This window comes from Formosa sejongensis, assembly GCF_033447105.1.
GTDB lineage: Bacteria > Bacteroidota > Bacteroidia > Flavobacteriales > Flavobacteriaceae > Formosa.
This window is the reverse complement of sequence record NZ_JAWQUN010000003.1, coordinates 218,356-244,049: the sequence shown is the minus strand read 5'-3', so window position 1 is coordinate 244,049 and position 25,694 is coordinate 218,356. Positions and strand designations below refer to the sequence as shown.

Annotated in this window: 17 protein-coding genes; 3 read left to right on the top strand and 14 right to left on the bottom strand. The window is 33.4% G+C overall.

Translation table 11 applies throughout. From position 1 onward, the window contains the following. Nucleotides 1-76: 76 nt before the first annotated feature. Nucleotides 77-1,903 carry a glycoside hydrolase family 15 protein gene (locus tag R6X41_RS05125; RefSeq protein ID WP_318498069.1) on the top strand — a complete coding sequence of 609 codons (1,827 nt, stop codon included), beginning with the start codon at nt 77-79 and terminating at the stop codon, nt 1,901-1,903. Between the two features lie 110 nt (nt 1,904-2,013). On the opposite strand, the gene R6X41_RS05120 is transcribed toward R6X41_RS05125, so the two are convergent. The 9 genes from R6X41_RS05120 to R6X41_RS05080 all read right to left on the bottom strand — a co-directional run bounded on the left by R6X41_RS05120 (nt 2,014) and on the right by R6X41_RS05080 (nt 14,183). Further along, nucleotides 2,014-3,822: an acyl-CoA dehydrogenase FadE gene (locus R6X41_RS05120; RefSeq protein ID WP_318498068.1), complete on the bottom strand. Its 1,809-nt coding sequence runs from the start codon at nt 3,820-3,822 to the stop codon at nt 2,014-2,016. A 78-nt stretch (nt 3,823-3,900) separates the two neighbouring features. Then, nucleotides 3,901-4,257 (bottom strand): four helix bundle protein, encoded by a 357-nt coding sequence (locus R6X41_RS05115; protein ID WP_318498066.1) that lies wholly within the window; start codon nt 4,255-4,257, stop codon nt 3,901-3,903. A gap of 38 nt (nt 4,258-4,295) precedes the next feature. Continuing rightward, on the bottom strand, nt 4,296-5,486 hold the full coding sequence (locus R6X41_RS05110; RefSeq protein ID WP_318498064.1) for an acetyl-CoA C-acyltransferase: 1,191 nt from the start codon (nt 5,484-5,486) through the stop codon (nt 4,296-4,298). Nucleotides 5,487-5,598: 112 nt separating this feature from the next. Next, nucleotides 5,599-8,007: a 3-hydroxyacyl-CoA dehydrogenase/enoyl-CoA hydratase family protein gene (locus R6X41_RS05105; protein WP_318498062.1), complete on the bottom strand. Its 2,409-nt coding sequence runs from the start codon at nt 8,005-8,007 to the stop codon at nt 5,599-5,601. A 1-nt stretch (nt 8,008) separates the two neighbouring features. Beyond that, the gene (locus tag R6X41_RS05100) at nt 8,009-8,461 is read right to left on the bottom strand and encodes a MarR family winged helix-turn-helix transcriptional regulator (RefSeq protein ID WP_318498060.1); all 453 of its coding nucleotides are present in this window, start codon (nt 8,459-8,461) and stop codon (nt 8,009-8,011) included. Between the two features lie 121 nt (nt 8,462-8,582). Further along, complete coding sequence (locus R6X41_RS05095) at nt 8,583-10,352, bottom strand: AMP-dependent synthetase/ligase (protein WP_318498058.1); 1,770 nt, start codon at nt 10,350-10,352, stop codon at nt 8,583-8,585. Nucleotides 10,353-10,706: 354 nt separating this feature from the next. Further along, complete coding sequence (locus R6X41_RS05090) at nt 10,707-11,474, bottom strand: carboxypeptidase-like regulatory domain-containing protein (RefSeq protein WP_318498056.1); 768 nt, start codon at nt 11,472-11,474, stop codon at nt 10,707-10,709. Nucleotides 11,475-11,559: 85 nt separating this feature from the next. Continuing rightward, nucleotides 11,560-13,422 carry a DEAD/DEAH box helicase gene (locus tag R6X41_RS05085; protein WP_318498054.1) on the bottom strand — a complete coding sequence of 621 codons (1,863 nt, stop codon included), beginning with the start codon at nt 13,420-13,422 and terminating at the stop codon, nt 11,560-11,562. Between the two features lie 185 nt (nt 13,423-13,607). Next, nucleotides 13,608-14,183 carry a non-canonical purine NTP diphosphatase gene (locus R6X41_RS05080; protein ID WP_318498053.1) on the bottom strand — a complete coding sequence of 192 codons (576 nt, stop codon included), beginning with the start codon at nt 14,181-14,183 and terminating at the stop codon, nt 13,608-13,610. A 257-nt stretch (nt 14,184-14,440) separates the two neighbouring features. Here R6X41_RS05080 and R6X41_RS05075 point away from each other — a divergent pair, with 257 nt between their 5' ends. Together R6X41_RS05075 and R6X41_RS05070 are read left to right on the top strand one after the other, a co-directional pair. After that, nucleotides 14,441-14,740: an HPF/RaiA family ribosome-associated protein gene (locus R6X41_RS05075; RefSeq protein WP_318498051.1), complete on the top strand. Its 300-nt coding sequence runs from the start codon at nt 14,441-14,443 to the stop codon at nt 14,738-14,740. 238 nt (nt 14,741-14,978) lie between these two features. Next, entirely contained in the window at nt 14,979-15,932 is a 954-nt protein-coding gene (locus R6X41_RS05070; protein ID WP_318498049.1) for a DUF4421 family protein, read from the top strand. A gap of 22 nt (nt 15,933-15,954) precedes the next feature. On the opposite strand, the gene rlmH is transcribed toward R6X41_RS05070, so the two are convergent. The 5 genes from rlmH to uvrA form a co-directional block, all read right to left on the bottom strand. Beyond that, nucleotides 15,955-16,428 (bottom strand): 23S rRNA (pseudouridine(1915)-N(3))-methyltransferase RlmH, encoded by a 474-nt coding sequence (gene rlmH, locus R6X41_RS05065; protein WP_318498048.1) that lies wholly within the window; start codon nt 16,426-16,428, stop codon nt 15,955-15,957. A gap of 36 nt (nt 16,429-16,464) precedes the next feature. Continuing rightward, nucleotides 16,465-18,876 (bottom strand): alpha-ketoacid dehydrogenase subunit alpha/beta, encoded by a 2,412-nt coding sequence (locus R6X41_RS05060; protein WP_318498046.1) that lies wholly within the window; start codon nt 18,874-18,876, stop codon nt 16,465-16,467. A 177-nt stretch (nt 18,877-19,053) separates the two neighbouring features. Next, a complete protein-coding gene (locus tag R6X41_RS05055) occupies nt 19,054-21,792 on the bottom strand; it encodes a gluzincin family metallopeptidase (protein WP_318498044.1) in 2,739 nt (912 codons plus the stop codon). Nucleotides 21,793-22,022: 230 nt separating this feature from the next. Then, entirely contained in the window at nt 22,023-22,712 is a 690-nt protein-coding gene (locus tag R6X41_RS05050) for an LOG family protein (RefSeq protein ID WP_318498042.1), read from the bottom strand. 16 nt (nt 22,713-22,728) lie between these two features. Further along, entirely contained in the window at nt 22,729-25,560 is a 2,832-nt protein-coding gene (gene uvrA / locus R6X41_RS05045; RefSeq protein ID WP_318498041.1) for an excinuclease ABC subunit UvrA, read from the bottom strand. Nucleotides 25,561-25,694: the final 134 nt, after the last annotated feature.

The window sequence follows — 25,694 nt, the reverse complement described above, 5'->3', positions numbered from 1 at the left end:
GTTGAATTTTGATTAGCAATAAGTTTTTCGTTAATTTAAAGAAAAATAGGTTGCTAACCATGTAAAATAAGATTTAATGAATAATTTAGATTATGGAATTATAGGAAATTGCCGAAGTGCTGCACTCGTTTCAAAAACAGGATCTATAGATTGGTGTTGTTTACCCGAATTCGATTCAAGTTCGGTTTTTGCTAAACTTTTAGATGAAAATATTGGAGGTCATTTTGGGATTTCAGTAGATGAAAGTTATACAATAACACAAAAATACCTTGGTAAAACAGCCATTTTAGTAACTTCTTTTAGTAATGGAGCTGATGCTTTCGATATTATGGATTTTATGCCCAGATATCATAAAACTGCAGGAGGTTACCAATCGCCACCAGAAATTATCCGATTTCTGAAATATAGAACTGGACATCCAAAATTTACTGTAGATTATGCTCCGAAATTAGAATATGCATTAGGAGAAACAAATACATATGTAAAGGAGGATTTTATTGTAAGTTTAACTGATAAGGAAAAATTTGACACGCTATTTCTTTATACTGATTTAAATAAAGATGCCGTAGTAAATGCAAAAGAAATTGAGCTTACTAAGGACGCTTATTTTTTAATTGGTTATAACGAGAAAATATTTAAGCCAGATGTTCAAAAGGCTTATGTTGAATACGAACGTACCAAAGTATATTGGTTAAATTGGATGGATAGTACGCCGTCTTACGATCGTTATAACGAAGAAATTGCTAGAAGTGCCATTACATTAAAGTTATTAACTTATGATAAATCAGGAGCTGTCCTAGCTGCTGCAACGACATCTTTACCAGAAACAATTGGGGAAGTACGTAACTGGGATTATCGTTTTTGTTGGATTCGAGATGCATCTATGGTCGTGAAAGTAGTATCGCATTTAGGGCATAAAAATATTGCGAAGCGCTATTTAAACTTCATTATCGATTTAATACCAGATAAAGATGAGAAGCTTCAGATTATGTATGGTATTAATAAGGAGAAGAAATTAACCGAAGAAACGTTAGACCATTTAAGCGGTTATAAAAACTCTAAACCAGTACGTGTTGGAAATGCTGCTTACGAGCAAAGACAGAACGATATTTATGGTATTTTGATGGATGTTATTCATCAGCAATTGGTTAACTTTAGTACTGATATTGAAAATGGTGAAGAAATTTGGACCATTACAAAAGGTATTGTCTGGGTGGTTGAAAAACATTGGAAGGAAGCAGATAAAGGAATTTGGGAGTTTAGAACAGAAGAACGTCATTTTACATTCTCGAAAGTATTGTGTTGGGTTGCTATAGATAAAGCAATTAAGGTTGCTGAAATTTTAGGTAAAACTGCAAAGTTGAAAAAATGGAAACCTTTAGAAGAAGAAATTAAGAAAGATATTATGACTAATGCTTGGAACGAAAAAGTGCAAGCATTTACACAATCTTATGGTTCGGACGATTTAGATGCTTCGGTTTTACTTATGGAACCTTATGGTTTTATAGATGCAAAAGACCCTAAATATGTGAGTACTGTAAAAGGGATTGAGCGTGATTTAAGTAACGACGGGTTGTTATATAGATATAAGAACAAAGACGATTTCGGATTGCCTTCTTCATCGTTTACCATTTGTACATTTTGGTTTATTAATAGCTTGTACAAAATAGGAGAGGAGCAAAAAGCAAAAACACTTTTCGATCAATTACTAACATATAGTAATCATTTAGGATTGTTTAGTGAAGATATTGATTTTGAAACTAAAAGATTGCTTGGTAATTTCCCGCAAGCTTATTCTCATTTAGCATTAATAGAAACCGCAATAAACTTATCGAATGTTACCGATGAAGAAAAAGTAATGGTATCTATGCGTGATCATGCAGATGACAGTGATATTTTATAATGTATAATTTGAACGATTAGTTTGTTAAAAACAGTATAAAAATAGAAGGCCAATTCTTAGCATTGAATTGGCCTTTTAAAATAAAAAATTGAATTAGTCACACATTATTTTTAGAAACAATATTTGTTTTCTGATTTTATTTTTTCTGCGATTTCGTTTCTTAAATCTACGATGTCTGGGTAGTTAACATATTTTGTAAAACGTTTAAGTCCCATTAACATCATACGTTGTTCATCGCCTTCAGCAAAAGAAATAATACTCTCTTTTCCTTTTTTCTCAACAATATCTACAGCCTGATATAAATATAATTTAGACATCGCGATTTGTTCTTTTTGAGAGTCTTCTCCAAAACGTTTAGCGTTCTTTTCAGTTCTCAATATAGCAGATTCTGCCATATAAATTTCAATTAAAATATCTGAAGCCGCCATTAATAATTGTTGATGTTGTTCTAAGTCTGGTCCAAATTTTTGAACTGCAGCACCGGCTACCATTAAGAATACTTTTTTCAGTTTAACAATCATTGTTTTTTCTTCTGAAAATAATTCAGAGAAATCTGGAGTTTCAAAAGAAGGAATACCCATTAGGTCTTCTTGAACTTTCATTGCAGGACCTAATAAATCTACATGACCTTTCATTGCTTTCTTAACTAACATTCCAACGCAAAGCATACGATTAATTTCGTTTGTACCTTCGTAAATTCTAGCAATACGAGCATCTCTCCAAGCCGCTTCCATAGGGGTGTCTTCAGAGAATCCCATTCCACCAAAAATTTGAATTCCTTCATCTGCACAATGCTGTACATCTTCAGAAACAGCTACTTTTAAAATAGAACATTCAATAGCGTATTCTTCAACACCTTTTAATTCTGCTTCTTGATGTGTATTTCCGGCAGCTTGGCGCATTGCAATACGATCTTCAATATTTTTTGCAGCTCTATATGAAGCCGATTCACCAACATACGAATTCGTTGCCATTTCTGCTAGTTTCACTTTTATTGCACCAAAGTCGGAAATAGGTGTTTTAAATTGTTTACGCTCGTTGGCATATTTCACAGCAATTGTGGTAATACGACGTTGAGAGTCTAAACATGCAGCAGCTAGCTTAATACGGCCAATATTTAAAGCGTTCATAGCGATTTTAAAACCTTCGCCACGACCAGCTAACATGTTTTCTGCAGGCACAATGGTGTCACTAAAAAATACTTGACGGGTAGAAGAAGCACGAATACCTAATTTATGTTCTTCCTCTCCTAAAGTAATACCGTTCGGACTGTTTTTATCAAATTCGACTATGAAACCTGTAATGTTTTTATCATCTTCAATACGTGCAAAAACAATCATTAAACTGCAAAAACCTGCATTTGAAATCCACATTTTCTGTCCGTTAATCGCATACGATTTTCCGTCTTCAGAAAGTTTAGCGGTTGTTTTTCCGGAATTAGCATCACTACCAGCGCCTGGTTCTGTTAAAGCATAAGCTCCAAACCATTCACCTGTTGCTAATTTAGGAACGTATTTTTGTTTTTGTTCTTCAGTTCCATAAAGCGTGATTGGCATGGTACCAATACCAGTATGTGCCCCGAAAGCGGTACTAAAAGAACCTGTTCCGCTAGAGATATAATCGCAAGTTAACATGGTCGATACAAATCCCATTCCTAGTCCACCGTACTCCTCGGGAACAGAAACACCAAGGAATCCAAGTTCTGCGGCTTTACGCATAACGTCTTCAGTTAGGGCATAGTCTTTAGCCTCGAATCTTGCTTTATGCGGAATGATTTCACGGTCGTTAAACTCCATAACGGCCTCTTTCATCATTGTTTGTTCTTCGGTGAAATCTTCCGGAGTAAATATGTCTTCACAAAGGGTTTCTCTTACAAGAAATTGTCCTCCTCTTATTATATCTTTTTGTGTAGTTTCCATGTTTTTAGTTGTTTGTTTTTTTTATGATTACTAGATTCAAGATTCAAGAATCAAGAATCAAGAATCAAGAATCAAGACTTATGTTTTTAGTCTGGATTTGAAGCTTGAAATCATTTTTTGTATGTCTTTTATTTTTTGTTCTAGATTTTCGAATTGTATTTCTGAAATATAATTTTCTTTAAATGCAATATTTAGTTGAGTTTCCCATTCAAAAGCAGAACCTAAACTATCTTCTAAATATTTATTAAAATGTTTATCAGAACTTTTGCTAGTCCCTTCAGCTATATTTGAAGGAATAGAAACGGCACATCTATTCATTTGACTTGATAATCCATAGGTCTCAAATGAAGGAAACGTTCGCGTTATAGCGTAAGATTCTGAAACAAGTTCCATGCTTTCTGTCCAAATTTTTAATTTTTTGAAGTTGTGCATCATCTTGTGTCTTGATTCTAATAGTCTAGCTTCTTAAATTATTAATTCAAAAATTCAAAGATTCCACATGCACCTTGTCCAGTACCTACGCACATGGTTACGGCACCGTATTTTCCTTTCATATCACGTTTACGCATTTCATCAAATAATTGTACTGAAAGTTTAGCTCCTGTACAACCAAGTGGATGACCTAAAGCAATGGCACCTCCGTTTACATTAACAATCCCAGGGTTTAAATCTAATTCACGAATTACAGCTAGAGATTGTGAAGCAAAAGCTTCGTTTAATTCTATTAACTCCAAATCGCTTTGTTTTAATCCTGCTTGTTTTAATGCTTTAGGAATGGCTTTAACAGGACCAATTCCCATGATACGAGGTTCTACTCCGGCAGCTGCATAATTTACTAAGCGTGCAATGGGTTGAAGACCTAATTCTTTTACCATGTCTTCGCTCATTACCATTACAAATGCTGCACCATCACTCATTTGAGATGAATTTCCAGCAGTTACACTTCCGCCAGCGGCAAATACTGCTCTTAATTTTGATAAAGCTTCTATACTTGTTCCTGCACGAGGACCTTCGTCTTTAGTTACTGTATACGTTTTTGTTGCTTTTTTACCATTAGCATCAACATAAGTTTCATTAATCTCTATGGGTACAATCTGATCTTGAAAACGATTTTCAGCTTGAGCTTTTAGCGCTTTCATATGGGAGTTGTAAGCAAACTCATCTTGGTCTTCTCTAGATACTTTAAATTGTGTTGCAACAGCTTCTGCTGTATTTCCCATGCCCCAGTAGTAATCTTCGTGACCAGCTTTTACAATGTCGTAATTTAATTCAGGTTTGAATCCTGTCATAGGTACGGCACTCATGCTTTCTGCTCCACCAGCGATAATACAATCTGCCATTCCCGATTGAATTTTTGCTGTTGCCATACCAATAGTTTCAATTCCTGAAGAACAAAAACGATTTACGGTAACACCAGGAACATCTACAATATCTAATCCCATTAAAGATATTAATCGTGCCATGTTAAGTCCTTGTGAGCCTTCTGGCATTGCGTTACCAACAATAACATCGTCGATACGTTTAGGGTCTAATTCTGGCAATTCCTTCATCATATATTTGATGGTTTCTGCAGCCAGTTCATCGGTTCTTTTAAAACGGAACACGCCTTTTGGTGCTTTACCAACTGCGGTTCTATATGCTTTTACTATATATGCTTGTTTCATTTTTTCCTCTCCCTACCCTCTCAAAGGAGAGGGAATTTTTGCGGGTTATTTAAGATTAAAAATATTTTTTATCCATCGCGTTTCCTTTCTTTGGGAAGGCTGGGATGGGATTTTAATTACGTAAAGGTTTTCCTGTTTTCAACATATGTTGAATACGTTCTAAAGTTTTACGTTCTGTACATAGACTTAAAAAAGCTTCACGTTCTAAATCTAATAAGTACTGTTCGTTTACTAAAGTGGGTTCAGATAAATCTCCACCAGCCATAACATAAGCTAGTTTATTAGCTATTTTCTGATCGTGTGCACTAATAAATTTACTAGCTTCCATCGAATCTGTGCCTACTAAGAACATTCCTAAAGCTTGTTTTCCTAACACTTTAATATCGGTACGTTTTATAGGTTGCGTATATCCAGATTCAGCCATTAATTTAGCATGCGATTTTGCTGTTGCAATTTGTCTGTCTCTATTTACAACTACGACATCTTTACCGTGTTGAAGTAAACCTAAATCGAAAGCTTCATATGCTGAGGTTGATACTTTGGCCATTCCAACAGTTAAAAAGTATTCTTGAAGTGTATTTAATTCTACATCTCCTTTTTTAAAGGTGTCCTGAGCTCTTAAAGTCATTTCTTTAGAACCACCCCCACCAGGGATTACTCCAACTCCAAATTCTACAAGACCCATATAGGTTTCTGCTGCAGCGACAACTTTATCGGCGTGGAGTGATAATTCACATCCACCTCCGAGTGCCATACCATGAGGAGCAGAAATAGTAGGGATTGATGAGTAGCGCATACGCATCATTGTATCTTGAAAATACTTAATTGCCATGTTTAACTCATCGTATTCTTGTTCGGCAGCCATCATAAAAATCATTCCGATGTTTGCTCCAACAGAGAAGTTTGCACCTTGATTTCCGACAACTAAACCTTGGAAGTCTTTTTCAGCTAAATCAATAGCTTTGTTAATTCCGGCTAAAACATCTCCACCAATAGTGTTCATTTTAGATTGGAATTCGCAGTTCAAAATACCATCGCCTAGGTCTTCAATAACGACACCTGAGTTTTTAAAGACTTCTTTAGACTTTCTTATATTATTTAAGATGATAAAAGCATCTTGACCAGGAATTTTTCCTAATTTTTTAGACGGAATATCATAAAAGTAAGACGCACCTTCTTTTATAGCATAGAAAGATGAAACTCCAGAGGCTAGCATATCGTTAACCCATGCAGCAGGTTCAAAACCTTCAGTTTTCATGATTTTAATTCCTTTTTCTACACCAATGGCATCCCAAATTTGGAAGGGACCATGTTCCCATCCAAAACCAGCTTTCATGGCATCGTCAATCTTATATAATTCGTTTGTGATTTCAGGAATTCTATTAGATGCATAAGCGAATAGGGCAGCAAAGTTCTTTCTGTAAAAATCTCCTGCTTTATCTTTTCCAGAAACGAGTACTTTAAAACGATCTACAACCTTATCAATCGTTTTCGTTAATTCTAAAGTTGCAAAATTTGCTTTTTTGTTTGGACGATATTCTAAAGTATTTAGGTCAAGTGACAAAATATCTTTAGATCCATCTTTATGACGTTCTAATTTATAAAATCCTTGTTTAGTTTTACTTCCTAACCATTTATTTTCCATCATTTTACTGATGAATTCTGGTAGTTTGAATAGGTCGTGACGTTCGTCTTTAGGGACGTTATCATACAATCCATTAGCAACATGAACTAAGGTGTCTAATCCGACAACATCTACAGTACGGAAGGTTGCCGATTTAGGACGACCAATAACAGGACCTGTTAATTTATCGACTTCCTCAATAGTTAAATCCATGTCTTTAACAGCATGGAATAAGCTCATGATACTGAAGATTCCAACACGGTTTCCAATAAACGCAGGTGTGTCTTTAGCAACAACAGATGTTTTTCCTAAAAACTGTTCACCATATCCACTTAAGAAATCTAAAACTTCAGGACTAGTTTGTGGTCCAGGAATGATTTCGAATAATTTTAAGTAACGTGCAGGATTAAAAAAGTGAGTTCCACAGAAATGTTTCTGAAAATCTTCAGAACGGCCTTCACTCATAAAATGAATAGGAATACCAGATGTATTCGAAGTAATTAAAGTGCCTGGTGTTCTGTGTTTTTCAAGATTCTCGAAAACGAGTTTCTTGATATCTAAACGTTCAACAACAACTTCAATTATCCAATCGACGTCCTTCACTTTTGCTATATCATCTTCTAAATTACCAGTATTAATACGGTTGGCAAATTTTTGATGATAAATAGGTGAGGGCTTCGATTTTAAAGCTGCTGTAAGCGAATCGTTAACCATTCTGTTTCTAACCACTTTATCTTGTAAAGTAAGTCCTTTTGCTTGTTCTGTAGCATTAAGTTCTCGAGGTACAATGTCTAGTAATAGTACGTCTACACCAATATTGGCGAAATGACATGCTATACCACTACCCATAATACCGGAACCTATAACGGCTACTTTTTTTATTCTACGTGTACTCATTTTATTTTAAAATGCTTTCGTTATTATATATTTTTTTATTTGATATTAAATCGTTTATGACTTCTGCAACTTCGTAAAAATGGTCAATTTTTTCGGCTGAAATATTTTTTCTAATTGCTTCGTTGAAGATTAAAACGCGATCTCTAGAGAAGCCCCTTTTTTCTTTACCCAATTCGGTTAAATAAATTAAAACGCCTCGTCCATCTTCAGGATTTGGTTTCCGTTCTATAAGTCCTTGTTTTTCTAAGTTTTTTATAATTCTAGATAAACTTGTGGCTTCCATTCCCATTTTGGGACCCAAGGAGGTTGAGGGTGTTCCTTTTTCTGGATCGATACTTAATAAAGCGAATCCTGTAGCCATTGTGCTATCAAATTTATGACCTTGTTCGTTGTACATTTTTGTAACAGCTAACCAGGTGGTTCGCAAAACATAATCGATTGTTTTATCTTTCATTATTCTTTTTTAGTCTCACTCAAATATAATAAAAAATATTATGCATGCATAATAAATAGTAAAAATTTAACTAAAAATAAAGCAGAAAAAAACTCCTTAAAAGAATAAGGAGTTTAATAATTTAAGGACGATATATAGATTCTATCAATGGTTTGTAAATTTCTTTGATGATTTTTCGTTTTAACTTTAAAGTAGGAGTAAGTTGCCCGCCTTCTATAGACCATACTTCCGGAGTGATTTTAAAGACTTTTATTTGTTCCCACTTACCAAAATCTTTGTTAGAATAATCAATCTCTTTCTGAATACGATCTAATAATCGTTCGTCTTTACATAAAGCTACCGTATCACTTACATCAATATTATGGCGTTTTGCCCATTCTTTAATGAATTCGAAATTTGGCTGAATTAAGGCTGCTGGCATTTTTTCACCTTCACCAATAACCATTACTTGCTCTATAAAACGAGATTGTTTTAATTGGTTTTCAATAACAGCAGGTGCAACATATTTACCACCGCTAGTTTTAAAGATTTCCTTTTTACGATCGGTAATTTTCAAGAAGCCATCTTCGCAAATTTCTCCAATATCTCCTGTATGGAAATAATCTCCAGTCATGACTTCTGCAGATTTTACTGGATCTTTATAATAGCCTATCATAACGTTTGGACCTTTTACAAGGATTTCACCATCTTCGGCTATTTTAACTTCAACATTATCAATTAATTTTCCAACTGTACCAATTTTAAATCCATGATTTCTTTGGTCGTTTACAGATACTACAGGAGAGGTTTCTGTTAAGCCATAACCTTCCATAATTGGTATTCCTGCAGCAGCAAATGTACGCGTTAGTCGTGCTTGTAAAGGTGCACTTCCTGAAACCATAAGTTCCATATCTCCACCTAAACCTTCTTTCCATTTACTGAAAATTAATTTTCGAGCTAAGCCTAATTGCTTTTCGTACCACCATCCATTCTTGCCATAAGGTTCGTATTTAAGACCTAGATCTATTGCCCAAAAGAATAAAGCTTTTTTAATTCCAGTTAACTCACTTCCTTTAGCTACAATTTTATCGTATACTTTTTCATATAATCTTGGTACTGCAGACATTACATGAGGATGAATTTCTTTCATGTTGTCGCTCATTTTATCAATAGACTGTGCAAAATAAATTTCAACACCACAATACTGATATAAATACAGAAGCATGCGTTCAAAAACATGGCAGATAGGTAAAAAGCTTAACGCTCGTGATTTTCCATGATGAAATGGCACTCGTTTTTCACTGGCTATAACATTAGAGACAATATTTTTGTGGGATAACATTACACCTTTTGGTGTACCGGTAGTTCCTGATGTATAAATTATAGTCGCTAAATCATCAGACTTAACATTGGCTTTCATGGCTTCAACATCAATTTGATTCGATGTGTCCTTTCCTAAAGCTAATATATCCTTCCAACTACTTTCATTTTCAATAGTATCAAAAGTATACACACCTTTTAACTGTGTGTTTCCTTTAATCATATTTATTTTATCTAACACCTCTATATCTGAAACAAAGCAATACGTTGCTTCAGAATGATTTAAAATATACTCGTAATCAGTTTCTGAGATTGTTGGATATATAGGTACGTTTTGAGCTCCTATTTGTAGTACTCCCACATCCATAACATTCCATTCTGTTCTGTTTGTAGACGATATTACAGCTATTTTGTCGTTTGGTTTTACTCCAAGACGGAGTAAGCCACGGCTAATAGTGTTTGCTTGATCGATATATTCTTGAGTAGATATTGAAACCCAAGAGTCACCGTATTTCGTAGTTAAGGATTTGTCTAAATTATACTTTTCCAACTGATAATACGGGAAGTCAAATAGTCGTGTTATGTTTGTCATGAATCGTTAATGTGAATCTATAATGCAAAGTATAAATTTATAAAAGACTTTGCAAATAATAAATTAATAGGAATGTGTGAACAAAAATATTGTTAATCTTGTTTTTAAAGTGACAATATAGTAAGAATTTAATAATTGTGGAGTTTTTTATAAAAACTTTAATTTTTCTTTTCGTGTGGTTAGTTGGGATTTAATATATACAATTCCTTTTGATAGATTTTAGGAATATAAGTAGGGGAGAGATGTTATTTCTAAACTTTCAACTTATTCTAAACTTTAAAATGGCTACTTACTGAAAAAAAGGCAAAAAAAAGACTGTCTTTTTAAAGACAGTCTTGATTATGAGTTTTAAAATTATGATTTTTTCCGACCCCGACTTAGTATCTTATACTCTTCGTAACAGCCACTAATGGCGTCGAGTATTTGAAGATCGTTTGCCGAATTTATAAAATCTGAGGAATATTTACATTGTCTAACAATTTCGTCTAAATCTACGCGGTCCACTTGTAATAAAACAGTTAACATTTCACGATCGAAACGAGACGCTAATAAATCTCGAATTTCGTCACTCTGTTTCATTTGTTTCAGCTTTTTCATTTCCTGAGGCTTATCTCCAAAAATATTATACAGGAAATCTGCCGGGTTAAAAATAGAGCTTAAAAGACTGTTTACGCTAGAACCTCTACCTGCTTCGTATCCGTTTTGTAATCCAGAAATACTATACTGGTAATTATTGTTGATAGAAACTTGCTTAATATCGACTTCTAAATACCCTGTTAGTCTAAATTGATTTACAACAACCTCTTCTAAAGCTAGTGCTAATTCGGTTAAAGCAATTGTCGAACTCCCAAATTTTATCCAGTCGTTTGTTACCTTAACTTTAATCGATTTAAATCCTAAATAAGATAGGTGAAGTGTATCGTTTACTTTTGCAGTAATTTCAAATTCACCTTTCGAATCAGTTGTACTACCTGTAACCTGATTAATGTTTACAATATTTACTCCTTCTAATGGTTCGTCTGTTGAACCATTAATAATTACCCCAATTACATTTTTGTTATCTTGTGCTAAGACGGTTGTCGATGTTAATAATAGGGTTAAAAGGATAAATATATATTTCATTATAATTTTGTAAGGTATAAAAGTAGTAAACTAAATAACAATTTAGAAAAAGACTTATTCTTTTGACTTAAAATTAACAAATTTCTTAGCGTCTAGAACGTCTTGGTCTTGATGAAGACGATGAATCACTACTTTTTTCTGAATTAAACCCAGAACTAGAACGTTTTGGTCTAGATTCTGAATCAGAACTTCTTCTTCTTCCATCTCCGCTAGGTTTAGAACGTCTTTCTCCTCTAAAACCACCAGATCCTCCAGATTCTTTTCTGTCTCTACGACCACCGCCGCCGCTTCCGCCGCCACGACTTCTATTTCCGCCACGACTACCGCCACCTTTGTTTTCTGTTTCTTCAACATTAACAAAACGTCCGTCGTGTTTAAAGTCTGTAAAGAAAGCTAATACTTTAGGTGCAATCTCTTTTTCTGTATTAAAGAAAGAAAAACTCTCTTTAACATCAACTTTAAAGACATCATCACGACCTAATTCAAGAACTTCTTTTAAGAAATCTTTTAATTTCATCCAGTCGTAACCATCGCGAGTACCTACATTTATAAAGAAACGTGCAGCATTATCGTTACTTACTTGTTCTCTACCCTCTCTATCTTCTCTATCTCTAGAATTTCCTTCAGCTACGTTTAAATTTTTAGATTTTTGGTAGTAGTTATAGAAACGTGTAAACTCTACAGAGAAAAATTTCTGAATTAATTCATCTTTAGATGTATCTGCAAATAATGAATTAATGCTATCTAGATGCTTATCAATTTCAGGATTAATTTCTGTATTGTGTATTTTATTAGCTAACGACATTAATTGAACTTCACAAATTTCCATTCCTTCTGGAATTTCTTTTTTGATGAATTCTTTTTTAATGATACGCTCTATGCTTTTAATCTTTCTAACTTCACTTTTAGAAACAATTACCATAGAGATACCTGTTTTACCTGCACGTCCTGTACGACCACTACGGTGATTGTAAGTTTCGATTTCGTCAGGTAACTGGTAGTTAATTACGTGAGTAATATCGTCTACATCAATTCCACGAGCAGCAACATCTGTTGCAACAAGCATTTGGATTTGTTGGTTTCTAAACGATTTCATTACTAAATCACGTTGGTTTTGGCTTAAGTCACCGTGAAGTGCTCCTGCGTTGTAACCGTCTTCAATAAGTTGTTCTGCAACTTTTTGAGTATCACGTTTTGTTCTACAGAAAATAACAGAGAAAATATCTGGATTAGCATCTGCCAAACGTTTTAAGGCTTGGTAACGATCTCTAGCATTTACTAAATAGTATTCGTGAGATACTTGAGTACTACCTTCATTTTTATTTCCTACAGTAATTTCGGTAGGGTTTTGCATGAATTTTTTTGCAATAGTCGAAACCTCTTTAGGCATCGTTGCAGAAAACAACCATGTATTTTTGTCTTTAGGTGTGTGTGATAAGATATCAGTAATATCTTCTTTGAAACCCATGTTAAGCATTTCATCTGCTTCATCAAGTACACTATATGTGATTTTAGAAATATCAACCATATTACGGCTAATCATATCTTTCATTCTACCAGGTGTTGCAACAATAATTTGAGCACCGCGTTTTACGTCTCTTGCTTGGTCTTGGATACTAGATCCACCATAAATTGCAACTACATTTAAACCACTACAGTATTTACCGTAAGCTTTAATTTCGTTAGTAATTTGTAAACAAAGTTCACGAGTAGGTGATAAGATTAATCCTTGAGTTGTTCTGCTATTGATATCAATTTTTTGTAACATTGGAAATCCAAAAGCAGCAGTTTTACCTGTTCCTGTTTGAGCTAATGCAACTAAATCAATTTCTTTTTCTAATAAAAGGGGAATGGCTTTGGCTTGTACTTCACTAGGAGTTTCAAATCCCATATCTGTGATTGCACGTAATAGGTCGTCATTAAGACCTAAATCTTTGAATGTGTTCATTCTTGTAATAAGTATTTCGATTAAAGTATGTAAGTGTTACACAAGAAGGGAATCGACATACTTAACCTTAAACTTCCAAGTAACACATCCTCTCTCTGAGGAATTTCAAAGGTGCAAAGGTAATGTTTTATTTGGAATAAACTAATTTTATTAATTTATTGTAAATCAGTGGTTTAATTTAAGTATTAAAGTGTGTTTAAATAGGTAACTAACAAAGAAACGGCTTTTCCCCGATGCCCGATGGTGTTTTTTTCGCTTAGTGGCATTTCAGCGAAAGTTTGATTTAGTCCATTTGGTCTAAAAATAGGGTCGTATCCAAAACCCTCGTTTCCGTGTTTTGTTTTTGTAATTTCTCCTTTACAAATGCCTGTAAATGTTTTCATTTTATTTTGAAGTGATAGCGCAACAACTGTTTTAAATTGAGCGTCTCTATTAGGAGATTCGTTTAAATCTTCTAATAGTTTATTCATATTATCTGTTGCATCGCGTTGTGGTCCTGCATAACGTGCAGAATATACACCAGGTGCACCATCTAAAGCAACGACTTCTAAACCCGTATCGTCTGCAAAACAATCGAAACCATACTTTGCTTTTACATATTCGGCTTTTTGAATGGCATTACCTTTAATAGTTGGTTGTGTTTCAGGTATATCTTCAAAACACTCAATATCCGCTAGACTTAAAAGTGTGATATGACTTGGAATTAACGATTGTACTTCCTTAATTTTATTTTTATTATTGGTGGCAAATACGAGTTTCATACTTCAATTATAACTTTTAAAAGAGCTAAATTAATCTTTTAAAATGAGTTTTAATTAAATGTTCTAGCAGTTTCCTCTTAAAATAAGTTTAGTTGTTTTGCGTAAAATTAATTAATTGTTTGATTTTTAGTTAAATATATTTATATACTGAAATTATAATGTGTAAAACTGATTATTTCACATTTATTTATGATGTAAATCATATGAAAAGACCGTGTTTATTTTTAAATTTGAGATAGAACATTAAAATACTATCTATGACTATAAACATTCAATACATTCATATGACTACTAGTGAGGCAATGGATGTTCACGTAACCGAAAAACTGAATAAATTAGCTTTAAAATACGATTGGATCATTTCTGCAGAAGTGACTTTCGAGAATATACAAAAAGAAAAGGAGGATGGTAAAATTTGTAAAATTGAATTGAGTGCTCCAGGGCCAAGAATTTTTGCGTCTTCTCAAGAACGAACTTACGAATTAGCGGTTAAAAATACGATTAGTGATTTAGAAACTCAGCTTAAAAAACGCAAGCATACTTTTGCGAATTCATAAACAACAAGGAATACCATATTACGGATGATAAAATTTTCTATTTTATCATCCGTTTTTTTATGTGCTTTAACAAAAAACGGGTTTAAGTTTCATTTAAAACTACAGTTGTTTCTTCCTATAAATAATGTATTTTTACCTCCTACAAAAAAACACTAAACAGGACTTCTAAATTAAGTGCATTTCATTTATGATTAAACGGCTTATCATATTACTGTTACTCATATCGAGTTCAATGTCTATGCAATCTCAGATTTTGAAAGAACTTGATACGTTAAATTTTTATCAGCTAGTAGACAAACTGTTTATAGACCATAATATTGATAATTACTCCATTCGTTTATTTTCTAATTATAAATTAAAACAATTTAGAATAGGTAATGAAGACGATTTTAAATCGCGATATGTTCCAAATAACAAATACGGAATTGGTTTTGGATTTGCAAGTAGCAAGTTGTTAATAGATATTGCCTTTAATTTAAAAACAAACAAAGAGAACATTACAAATAGGTTCGATATGCAAGGAACCAGTATTTTAGCAAAAAAGAACTACGTTAATTTCTATGTTCAGACTTATAAAGGGTATAATGTTAGAAATAATTTCGATGAACCTTTTGTGTTTAGGGACGATATTAAATCGGTAACCGTTGGTTTTAATGTTTTGCACACTGTGCCAGATATAGAATTTTCTTATTCCATGTTAAAGGCAGGATTAGACAAGTTAGATCGAAAAGTTTATATAACCGGTGGTTTAGGTGCTTTTGCTTTTTACGATTATTTTTCTGCAGAAGGAAATATTTTAGACGAACCTTATGATGATGATTATTTTAATGAACAAGCTCATATTAAACGTTATAATAGTGCTGCTATAGGTGTTTTAGGAGGTCTTATGTCTGTGTTTAAATTACCATATAATTTTATGGCTTCATGTAACTTAATGCCTGGAATTGGTCTGATGTATAAACATGTTACGTTGCAAGATGATACTTATAAACCGTCTAATCCTATGATTTATAAGGTAGATTACACCTTTGCATTAGGGTATAACGTTAAGCTGTATTATGTGAGTTTAATTTACGGTGGAGGAGTATATTCAACAGATTTAGGTTTTGGTAATAATTATAGTTTTAACCTAACAAAAGCCAAATTAGCTATTGGTTATAAAATAGGTGCTAGAAAACTAAATAAGAACTAAAAGAAAGCTATTTAAAAAAAAATCAACGGTGATGATACGGTTCGTTTTTAAGAATAGTGAATGCTCTGTAAACTTGTTCGATAATAAATAAACGAATCATTTGATGAGAAAAAGTCATTTTTGAAAGTGAAATTTTTCCTAATGCCTTAGCATATACGTCTGCAGAAAATCCATAAGGACCACCAATTACAAAAACCAATTGTTTAATCCCCGAATTCATGTGTTTTTGAAGATAGTTTGAAAATCCAACAGAATCCATTTGTTTCCCATTTTCATCTAAAAGAATAAGCACATCGGTAGCATTTAGCTTTCCTAGAATAAGCTCGCCTTCCTTTTGTTTTTGTTGCTCCTCACTTAGGTTTTTAACCTTTTTTAAATCAGGAATGATTTCAAATTCAAACTTTATATAAAATCCGAGACGTTTTTGGTAATCATCAATTAAACCTTGTAAAAGTTTATTGTCTGTTTTTCCAATGGCCAATAATTTAATGGTCATAATGCTTAAAAAAGGAATTAAAATGAATATTTAAAACTATCTTAATTTGTGATATTTACTAGGGTTTGATTCGTGCATGATCTGGTAAACAGTTTCAAAAATATCTTCTAATGAAGGTTTAGAGAAGTAATCGCCATCTGTACCATATGCGGGACGGTGTGGTTTAGACGTTAATGTTTTTGGCTTACTATCTAAATAATCATATGCGTTTTGAGTATTCAAAACTTCATTTAAAATATATGCAGAAGCACCACCAGGAACATCTTCGTCTATAATTAATAAACGATTTGTTTTTTCAACACTTTTTACGATATCGTGATTTAAATCGAAAGGTAAAAGCGATTGCACATCAATAACTTCTGCTTGAATACCAACTTCCATTAAATCTTTAGCTGCTTGCTCCACAATTCGCAATGTAGAACCGTAAGATACTAATGTAATGTCTTCACCTTCACGTAGTGTTTCTACCACACCAAGCGGTGTTTTAAACAATCCGAAATTTGAAGGTTTTTTCTCTTTTAAACGGTAACCATTTAAACATTCTACAATTAATGCAGGCTCGTCCGATTCTAATAAAGTATTGTAGAATCCTGCAGCTTTAGTCATGTTTCTAGGAACCAAAACATGAATACCACGTACTAGGTTAATAATACCTCCCATTGGAGAACCAGAGTGCCAAACACCCTCTAAACGGTGTCCACGAGTACGTATAATTAAAGGTGCTTTTTGGCGTCCTTTTGTTCTGTATTGTAACGTTGCTAAGTCATCACTAATAATTTGAATCGCGTACAATAAGTAATCTAAATACTGAATTTCTGCTATTGGTCTAAGTCCGCGCATTGCCATACCTATACCTTGTCCAAGAATAGTGGCTTCACGAATACCAACATCGGCAACACGTAATTCGCCATATTTTTCTTGCATACCCTCTAGACCTTGGTTAACATCTCCGATATTTCCAGAATCTTCTCCAAAAATTAAGGTCTCAGGATATTTACTAAGTATTGCATCAAAATTATCTCTAATAATTAAACGTCCATCTACATTTTCAGCATCTTCTGCATAAATAGGTTTTACTTCTGCAATATATTTTACAGACTTATTTCCTTCACTGTATAAATGCGAACTGTAAAGAGGCTGTACTTTTTCGAAATATTTATCGATCCATTGCAAAAGTCTCTCTTTTTCTGGCGTTTCATCATCGATTATATATCGTAATGTTTTACGAGCAGCAACTATAATATCACGTTTAACAGGCTCTTCAATAACATCAAGATCTTGTATGATTTTAAGTATAAAAACTTTATTTGTGCTTTTATTTGCGACTTGTCTTAATATGTTTAAAGCTTCTGCTTTATCTTTATTAATCGGGCCAACAAATTGCGCCCAAGAGGTTTTTCTGCCTTCTCGAACCTCTCTTTTAACACCTTTTTCAAGTTCTGTTAGTTCTTCATCAGTCGCAAAACTGTTAGAAATAACCCATTTTCTCATTTTGGTATTACAATCGTTAGTGATTTCCCACGCTAAACGATCTCCATCTTTATAACGTTCGTGAGATCCTGAAGTCGAGTGTCCTTGAGGTTGTGTTAATTCGTTTACATGAATTAAAACAGGAACATGTTGTTCTCTAGAAATTTTACTCGCTTTTTGATACGTTTCAACTAGGTTAGGGTAATCCCAACCATGAACACGAAAAATTTCTAAACCGTTACTGTTTTCGTCACGTTGAAATCCTTTTAGAATTTCAGATATATTTTCTTTTGTAGTTTGATGTTTAGCATGTACAGATATACCATAATCATCGTCCCATACACTAACAATCATAGGGACTTGCAGAACGCCTGCAGCGTTTATAGTTTCGAAAAACACACCTTCACTTGTACTGGCATTTCCAATAGTTCCCCATGCAACTTCATTTCCGTTGTCTGAAAAATTCTTGGTATATATACCTTTTACATGTCTGTAAATTTTAGAGGCTTGAGCCAATCCTAATAGACGTGGCATTTGACCAGCAGTAGGAGATATATCTGCGCTTGAATTTTTTTGTTTTGTTAGATTTTTCCAATTCCCATTTTCATCTAAACTATGTGTGGCAAAATGCCCACCCATTTGTCTACCTGCAGACATGGGTTCTTTTTCTATATTGGTGTTGGCATATAATCCAGAGAAGAACTGCTCGATAGTGAGTTGTCCAATAGCCATCATAAAGGTTTGGTCACGATAATAACCAGAACGGAAGTCCCCGTTTTTAAATGCTTTAGCCATTGCTAATTGAGCAACTTCTTTTCCTCCACCAAATATTCCGAATTTCGCTTTACCGGTAAGCACTTCTCGTCTACCTAGTAAACTACACTCACGAGAGGTAACTGCAATTTTGTAATCATTTAAAACTTCGGCTTTAAAATCTTCAAAAGAAAGTCCTTTCATAGTTTTAGGTTCTATCTGCATGTTGTTTTTGGGATTGGAATGAAGTACAAATTTATGCAAATAAAATGATTATTACAATTCAAACACGACTTAATAGAATATAGTATTTCTAGTAAACTGAGCGTTTATAATTGTTTTAATGTTGAATTCATAGAATATCGAAAATTTACTGACAATCTATTAATTAAGTTCAGCAATTTAATACCAACGCCTCTTGAATAATCCGAATAATGTTTTAGGAGATAAAGTGACTATAAATCTAATTTTCTCGTTGTACTGAGGTTGTGTAATTTCCCACCCTAAATTAGAATATACAGGGAAGTATAATTCGAAGTAATCGGTAATAATATTTAAACGAAAACCAGTATCGTAGACAAATTTCGCAGATTGATTATGGTTTTTAACAAAACCAACATCTCCATAAACTTCAAGATATTTCCAAATTGTTGTTCCCGCATTTAAGGTTGTAATCCATTGATTAGCAAATGCTGGATTTAATTTCGATTTAAATCCACCTTCAGCAATTATTAATTGTTGACTTAAAACTCCCGTTTCTTCTGATCTTCCTAAATAATTATAGTCAAATAAATAATCGGTTGGTCGATCTAAGGCGAAACTAAAATAGTCGGATGTTTCGTAAGTATTATTGTATAAAAAGGTTCCTGCAAAGAGGCGAAGATTATAGTATCTATTATTTTCTGTTAGTTTTCGGTATTCAAAATTCACAGCGATTTTTCCAAATCCTTCAGCCAATTGAAAATCTGTATAACCTGAGAAAAAGTTTTTTAAATTCGGGTCTACATTTCCGTAACGTATATTAAACACGTTGTAATCTGGTACACCTTCCTGGTTGTATTGGTAAGAAGGATCGTCTTCTCTTGCAATACTAACATATCTAAAAGTTAAATATTGGTATTCATTATCTCTGAAATCATCATTATTTCTAATCCTTAAATTTATGTATGGCGTAAAGGATGTATAGGATAAATCGGGTGCATAATGAGAATAGGCACCAGAGAAGCCATACTTAATATAATACAGATCTTTATCTTCTAAACGATGGGTGTAATTTAAACTTAAGTTTCCAACAACTTGTTTACTTTTAATCGCATACCTCGGACTAACACTGTATAAAAAGGCTTTAGGGAGAGCAGTTTTGTTGTATAAACGTATTCCAGGGGAGAAACCATCATAATAATTATAAGAGAACTCTGGTATAAAAAACACCTGATTGTAATACGGATCTTCAATGTCTTTAAAGAGTCTAAATTGTACCGGTTTGTTGTTGAATAAAAAGCCTTTTAAGGATTTCCAATCGTCTCTTAAATTATATTCAGGTACAACCATATCGTAGTTTAAAACCAGTTTATCTATACTGTCTTTTGGAATGGTAACTTTATCGGTTTCTGTTATATTGTCTATCCATGTTTTGTAAACAATACTATCGTTTTTTATTCCAAATAAAGGAATAGGCATGCTGTTATGTCTCTTGTTTTTAATCGTTACTTCTATAGAATCTCCAACAATATCGTAGCCTTTAATTTTATAATCTATTTTTTCTCGAGTAGAGACATAATCGTTAAAAAACCAATCGACATTTTTGTTTGTACTACAACGTAAAAGGGTTTCAAAATCTTTTGTAGACGATAATTTTTGCTTGTATAAAGAGATATAACTATCTATAGATCCTTGAACAATATCGTTATTTAAATAATCGCTTAAATACTTTAAACCCAAACCAGCCTTATATTTACTCGCAATATTAGAGTTGAATTTTAATAAAGAATCTTTAGGCATTGTTAATGGCTGATCTAGATTTGAACGTGCCATATGCATATACAAAAAGGTATATTGATCGTTAAATTGAAGTTGAGTTGCATGAAAAGATCGAATTCCCCAAATATTTGAAAGTGTTCCGAAAAGCTTCATATTTGGGTAATATGCATCTACATATTTCATTAAATAATAGATTTGTAAGCCATCATTTAACCAATAATCTTCTCTTGGGTTTATCAATAAAATATTTTCAAAATAATTGTTTAAAGCTGTTTTAATAAGTTTAAGCTCGTAATGAAAATTATTAGGAAAAGGTCTAATGAAATTGGGTAATTGATTCAGACCGTAAATAGGATTTTTTTTATAATCTATTTCCGAAAGCAGTAATTTTTCATGCGGATAATCACCAAAATTATCAGTTATAAAAGTTATAATCTTATCGGTAATTATAATCCTTTCAATTTCATTTATATTGTCGTCATTAATGTTTGTGATTACAGAAAAAGATTCGTTTCCAGTGATATTAAAATCGGATACTTTTTTTAGAAATAATTTTGAATCAATACTGTTTTTACTTTCTAAAGAAATAGTAGTGTACTCATTTTTTATCTGAGTATTTGTAGTTTCTAATTGCGATATTAAAGTATAATAACTCGGAAATTTAATTTCTAAATGCAAATCAGATGGAGGAATATACAAATCATCCAGATCTTTGTTACTGTAATAATTCCATTTTCCGTTATAAACGGCAGGCGTCATGTACCAATATCTTAAGTTAAAATCATCAGTATTAGTCCAACCATAACGCGTAAAATTATCGCTAGGAACTTGAACAATATAATGCAAATTTAGAGTGTAGGTTTCACCACCTTGTAAAGGTTCCGGAAGTTTTATTTTTAATACGTCAGGATGATTTTTAACGCGATTAAATTCAAGATCGTGGTTGTTTTGAGTTACGCTTGTTACAGCAGTAAAACCACGATCGTGATTTTTAGCAAAATGAAAATTGGTCTTGTATTCTTGTGTAAAACGCTTCGCTAAAGGCGTTGTTTTTGTAGAATAACTATTGGCCCAATCATTTAAATATATCGCATGAAGCGTATCTTGTGTTGTGTTTTTATATTGAATAGTTTGAGAAATGTGTATTTGTTTAGTCGCCACATCAAAGTATGCCTTAACGTCAATTTTATTTTGACAGTAAGCAGCCAAATTCGTTAAAAGGAATAGGGTAAAGCAAATACTTCGAAATCTCAAGCTACTTTTTTAATTTTTTAATTCTACAATCTTCTTTTTTTTTATAGTATAATTTAGTTGATGGCTCTCTAAGAGTTTCATAAATTGATACTGTTTGAAAGATATATTTTTAAACGAAGTTAATGCAGTTATTTATGTTAAAAATTCAGGCTATGATTAGAGTTATTGTAGAATTCGTTTAGAACTACAACTACTTCATCTTCAGTGTCAACTATATTAATTAAATCTAAATCTTTAGCACTAATTGTACCGTGATTTTCTAACATAGTAGATTTAATCCAGTCGAATAAACCTTCCCAATATTCTTTTCCGACCAATATAATTGGGAAACGTTCAATTTTTCCTGTTTGAATTAAAGTGATAGATTCGAACAATTCATCTAAAGTTCCGAAACCTCCAGGAAGAACTACGAAGCCTTGAGAGTATTTAACAAACATTAATTTCCTAACAAAAAAGTAATCGAAATCTAAGCTTTTATCAGGATCTATATACGGATTGTCGTGTTGTTCGAAAGGTAATACAATATTTAATCCAACCGATGTACCACCACCTAAATGGGCTCCTTTATTTCCGGCTTCCATAATTCCAGGACCACCGCCAGTAATAACGCCATAACCTTCGTTTACAATTTTAGTTGCAACACGTTCTGCTAATTGGTAATATTTATCATCGGGTTTAGTTCTTGCAGAACCGAAAATAGAAACGCAAGGACCAATTGTACTCATTTTTTCAAAACCATTTACAAACTCGCCCATGATTTTAAAAATAGCCCATGAATCGTTTGTTTTTATTTCATTCCAACCTTTTGGATGTTGTTCTTTTTTCATAATATAATCTTCTAGTCTAATTTAATTCTTTTTTAAGGAATTGTGCTGTATAACTTTTTTTGTGTTTTGCGACCTCTTCTGGTGTGCCTTCAACGATAACTTTTCCACCGCCTTTTCCGCCTTCATAACCAATATCTATAATATGGTCTACGGTTTTTATAACATCCAAATTATGCTCAATAATCAATACCGTATTACCTTTGTTTACTAATTTGTTAAGGACTATCATAAGTACACGAATGTCTTCAAAATGAAGTCCAGTTGTAGGTTCGTCTAAAATATAAAATGTATTTCCTGTGTCGCGTTTACTTAATTCTGTCGCTAATTTTATGCGTTGTGCTTCTCCTCCCGAAAGCGTTGTGCTTTGTTGTCCGAGTGTAATATAACCCAATCCAACATCTTGAATGGTTTTTACTTTCTTATGAATTTTAGGAATAAGCTCGAAAAATGGAACGGCTTCATTAATAGTCATGTTTAACACATCGCTAATCGATTTCCCTTTATATCTAATTTCCAATGTTTCTCTGTTAAATCGCTTTCCTTGGCAAGTTTCGCATTCTACATAAACATCTGGTAAAAAGTTCATTTCTATGACACGCAAACCGCCTCCTTGGCAGGTTTCACAACGTCCGCCTTTTACATTAAAACTAAACCTTCCTGGTTTATAACCACGAATCATAGCTTCAGGAATCTTAGCAAAAAGACTTCTAATTTCTCCAAAAACACCTGTATATGTTGCTGGATTACTTCTAGGTGTTCTTCCTATTGGGGATTGGTTAATGTCTATAACTTTGTCTAAATTCTCTAAACCTTTTATGCTTTTATAGGGCATTGGTTTTTTTACGCCATTAAAATAATATGCGTTTAGAATAGGGTAGAGGGTTTCATTTATCAAAGTAGATTTTCCACTTCCTGATACGCCAGTTACTCCTATCATTTTTCCTAACGGAAATGAAACACTTACATTTTTTAAATTATTTCCGGTACAGCCTTTCAAGGTTAAGGTTAAGCCGTTACCTTCACGACGTTTCTCGGGAATTTCAATTTTTTTGGTACCGTTTAAATAATCAGCTGTTAAAGTATGTTGTTTTAGTAATTCTGCAGGTGTGCCTTCACTGATAATTTCGCCACCATAACGTCCTGCTTTTGGACCAATATCTATAACATAATCGGCTCGTTCTATCATGTCTTTATCGTGCTCTACCACAATAACAGAATTCCCAACATCGCGAAGTGCTAATAGCGAATTTATTAATTTTTCGTTGTCTCGCTGGTGTAATCCAATACTTGGTTCGTCTAATATATAAAGTACACCAACTAATTGCGATCCAATTTGTGTCGCCAATCGGATACGTTGAGCTTCACCACCAGAGAGCGATTTAGAACCTCGATTTAACGATAAATAATCTAAACCTACATCTAATAAAAACTGAAGTCGCGTACTAATTTCTTTTATTATTTCTTCTCCAATTTGAAGCTGTTTAGACGATAAATGTGAGCTTAAGTCTTTAAACCAAACAGATAAATCACTAATGTCCTTGTTCGCTAATTCGGCTATGTTTAGACTATTTACTTTAAAATATAAGGATTCCTTTCTAAGTCGTGTGCCTTCACAAACCTCGCAATCTACCTTGTCCATGTATTCCTTAGCCCATCGTTTTAAAGTTGTTGTCTGTGCATTTTCATACTGACTTTCGATAAAATTAGCTACACCTTCAAAATCTATTTTGTAATCTCGGGTGATGCCTAAGGTTTTACTTTCAACAGAAAACTTCTCTTTTCCGCCGTATAAAATCATTTGCTTAGCAGCCTCAGGAATATCCTTGTAAGGGTCTGTTAAATTAAAATTGAAATGCTGAGCAATCAGTTGTAATTGCTTAAAAATCCAGCTATTTTTTTCTGGTCCGTGTGGTGCTAAAGCGCCTGCTTTAATTGAAAGCTTAGGATCAGGAATTATTTTATTTTCGTTTACCTGATATAGTTGCCCAATTCCATTACATTTCGGACAAGCTCCTTTTGGTGAATTGAATGAGAAATTATTAGGCTCAGGATTTGGATAAGAAATCCCTGTCGATGGGCACATAAGTAAACGACTAAAATAGCGAGCTTCATTCGTGTCTTGATCGATAACCATTAAAACATCATCGCCATGATACATGGCTGTGTTAATAGTTTCGGACAGGCGTTTATCATTATCTGCATTATTATCAATTTTTAAACGATCGATAACAATTTCAATATCATGCATTTTATAACGATCTAACTTCATGCCTTTCACAAGGTCGCGAATTTCGCCATCGGTTCTTACTTTTACAAAGCCTTGTTTAGCGATGTGTTCGAATAATTCGCGATAGTGTCCTTTTCTAGATCGTATTACAGGTGAAAGAATGTTTATCCGTTTTCCCTGATACTCTTCAGTAATTAAATTTTTAATCTGCTCGTCGCTATAACTTACCATTTGTTCGCCAGTGTTATAACTGTAAGCATCACTAGCTCTAGCATATAACAAACGTAAAAAATCGTAAATCTCAGTAATCGTTCCTACGGTAGATCGTGGCGATTTGCTTGTCGTTTTTTGTTCTATGGCAATTACAGGAGAAAGACCATCTATTTTATCGACATCAGGACGTTCTAATCCACCTAAAAACTGACGCGCATAAGAAGAAAACGTTTCAATATAACGCCGTTGGCCTTCGGCATAAATAGTGTCGAAAGCTAAAGACGATTTTCCACTTCCCGATAAACCAGTAATTACAACCAGTTTGTTTCTAGGAATAGAAACGTCAATGTTTTTTAAGTTGTGCACGCGGGCACCTTTAACTTCAATATGTTCTTCGAAATTGCTCATAGAAATGCAAAGTTTCAAATATACAGATTTTCAGTTTAAAAAGGAAGCGTGTGTGGTCTTAGTAAATTGTTAAATATAGAACCCTATTTTAACTTGGGTATAGCGCACAAAAAAAGCTGATGCAGTTCACATCA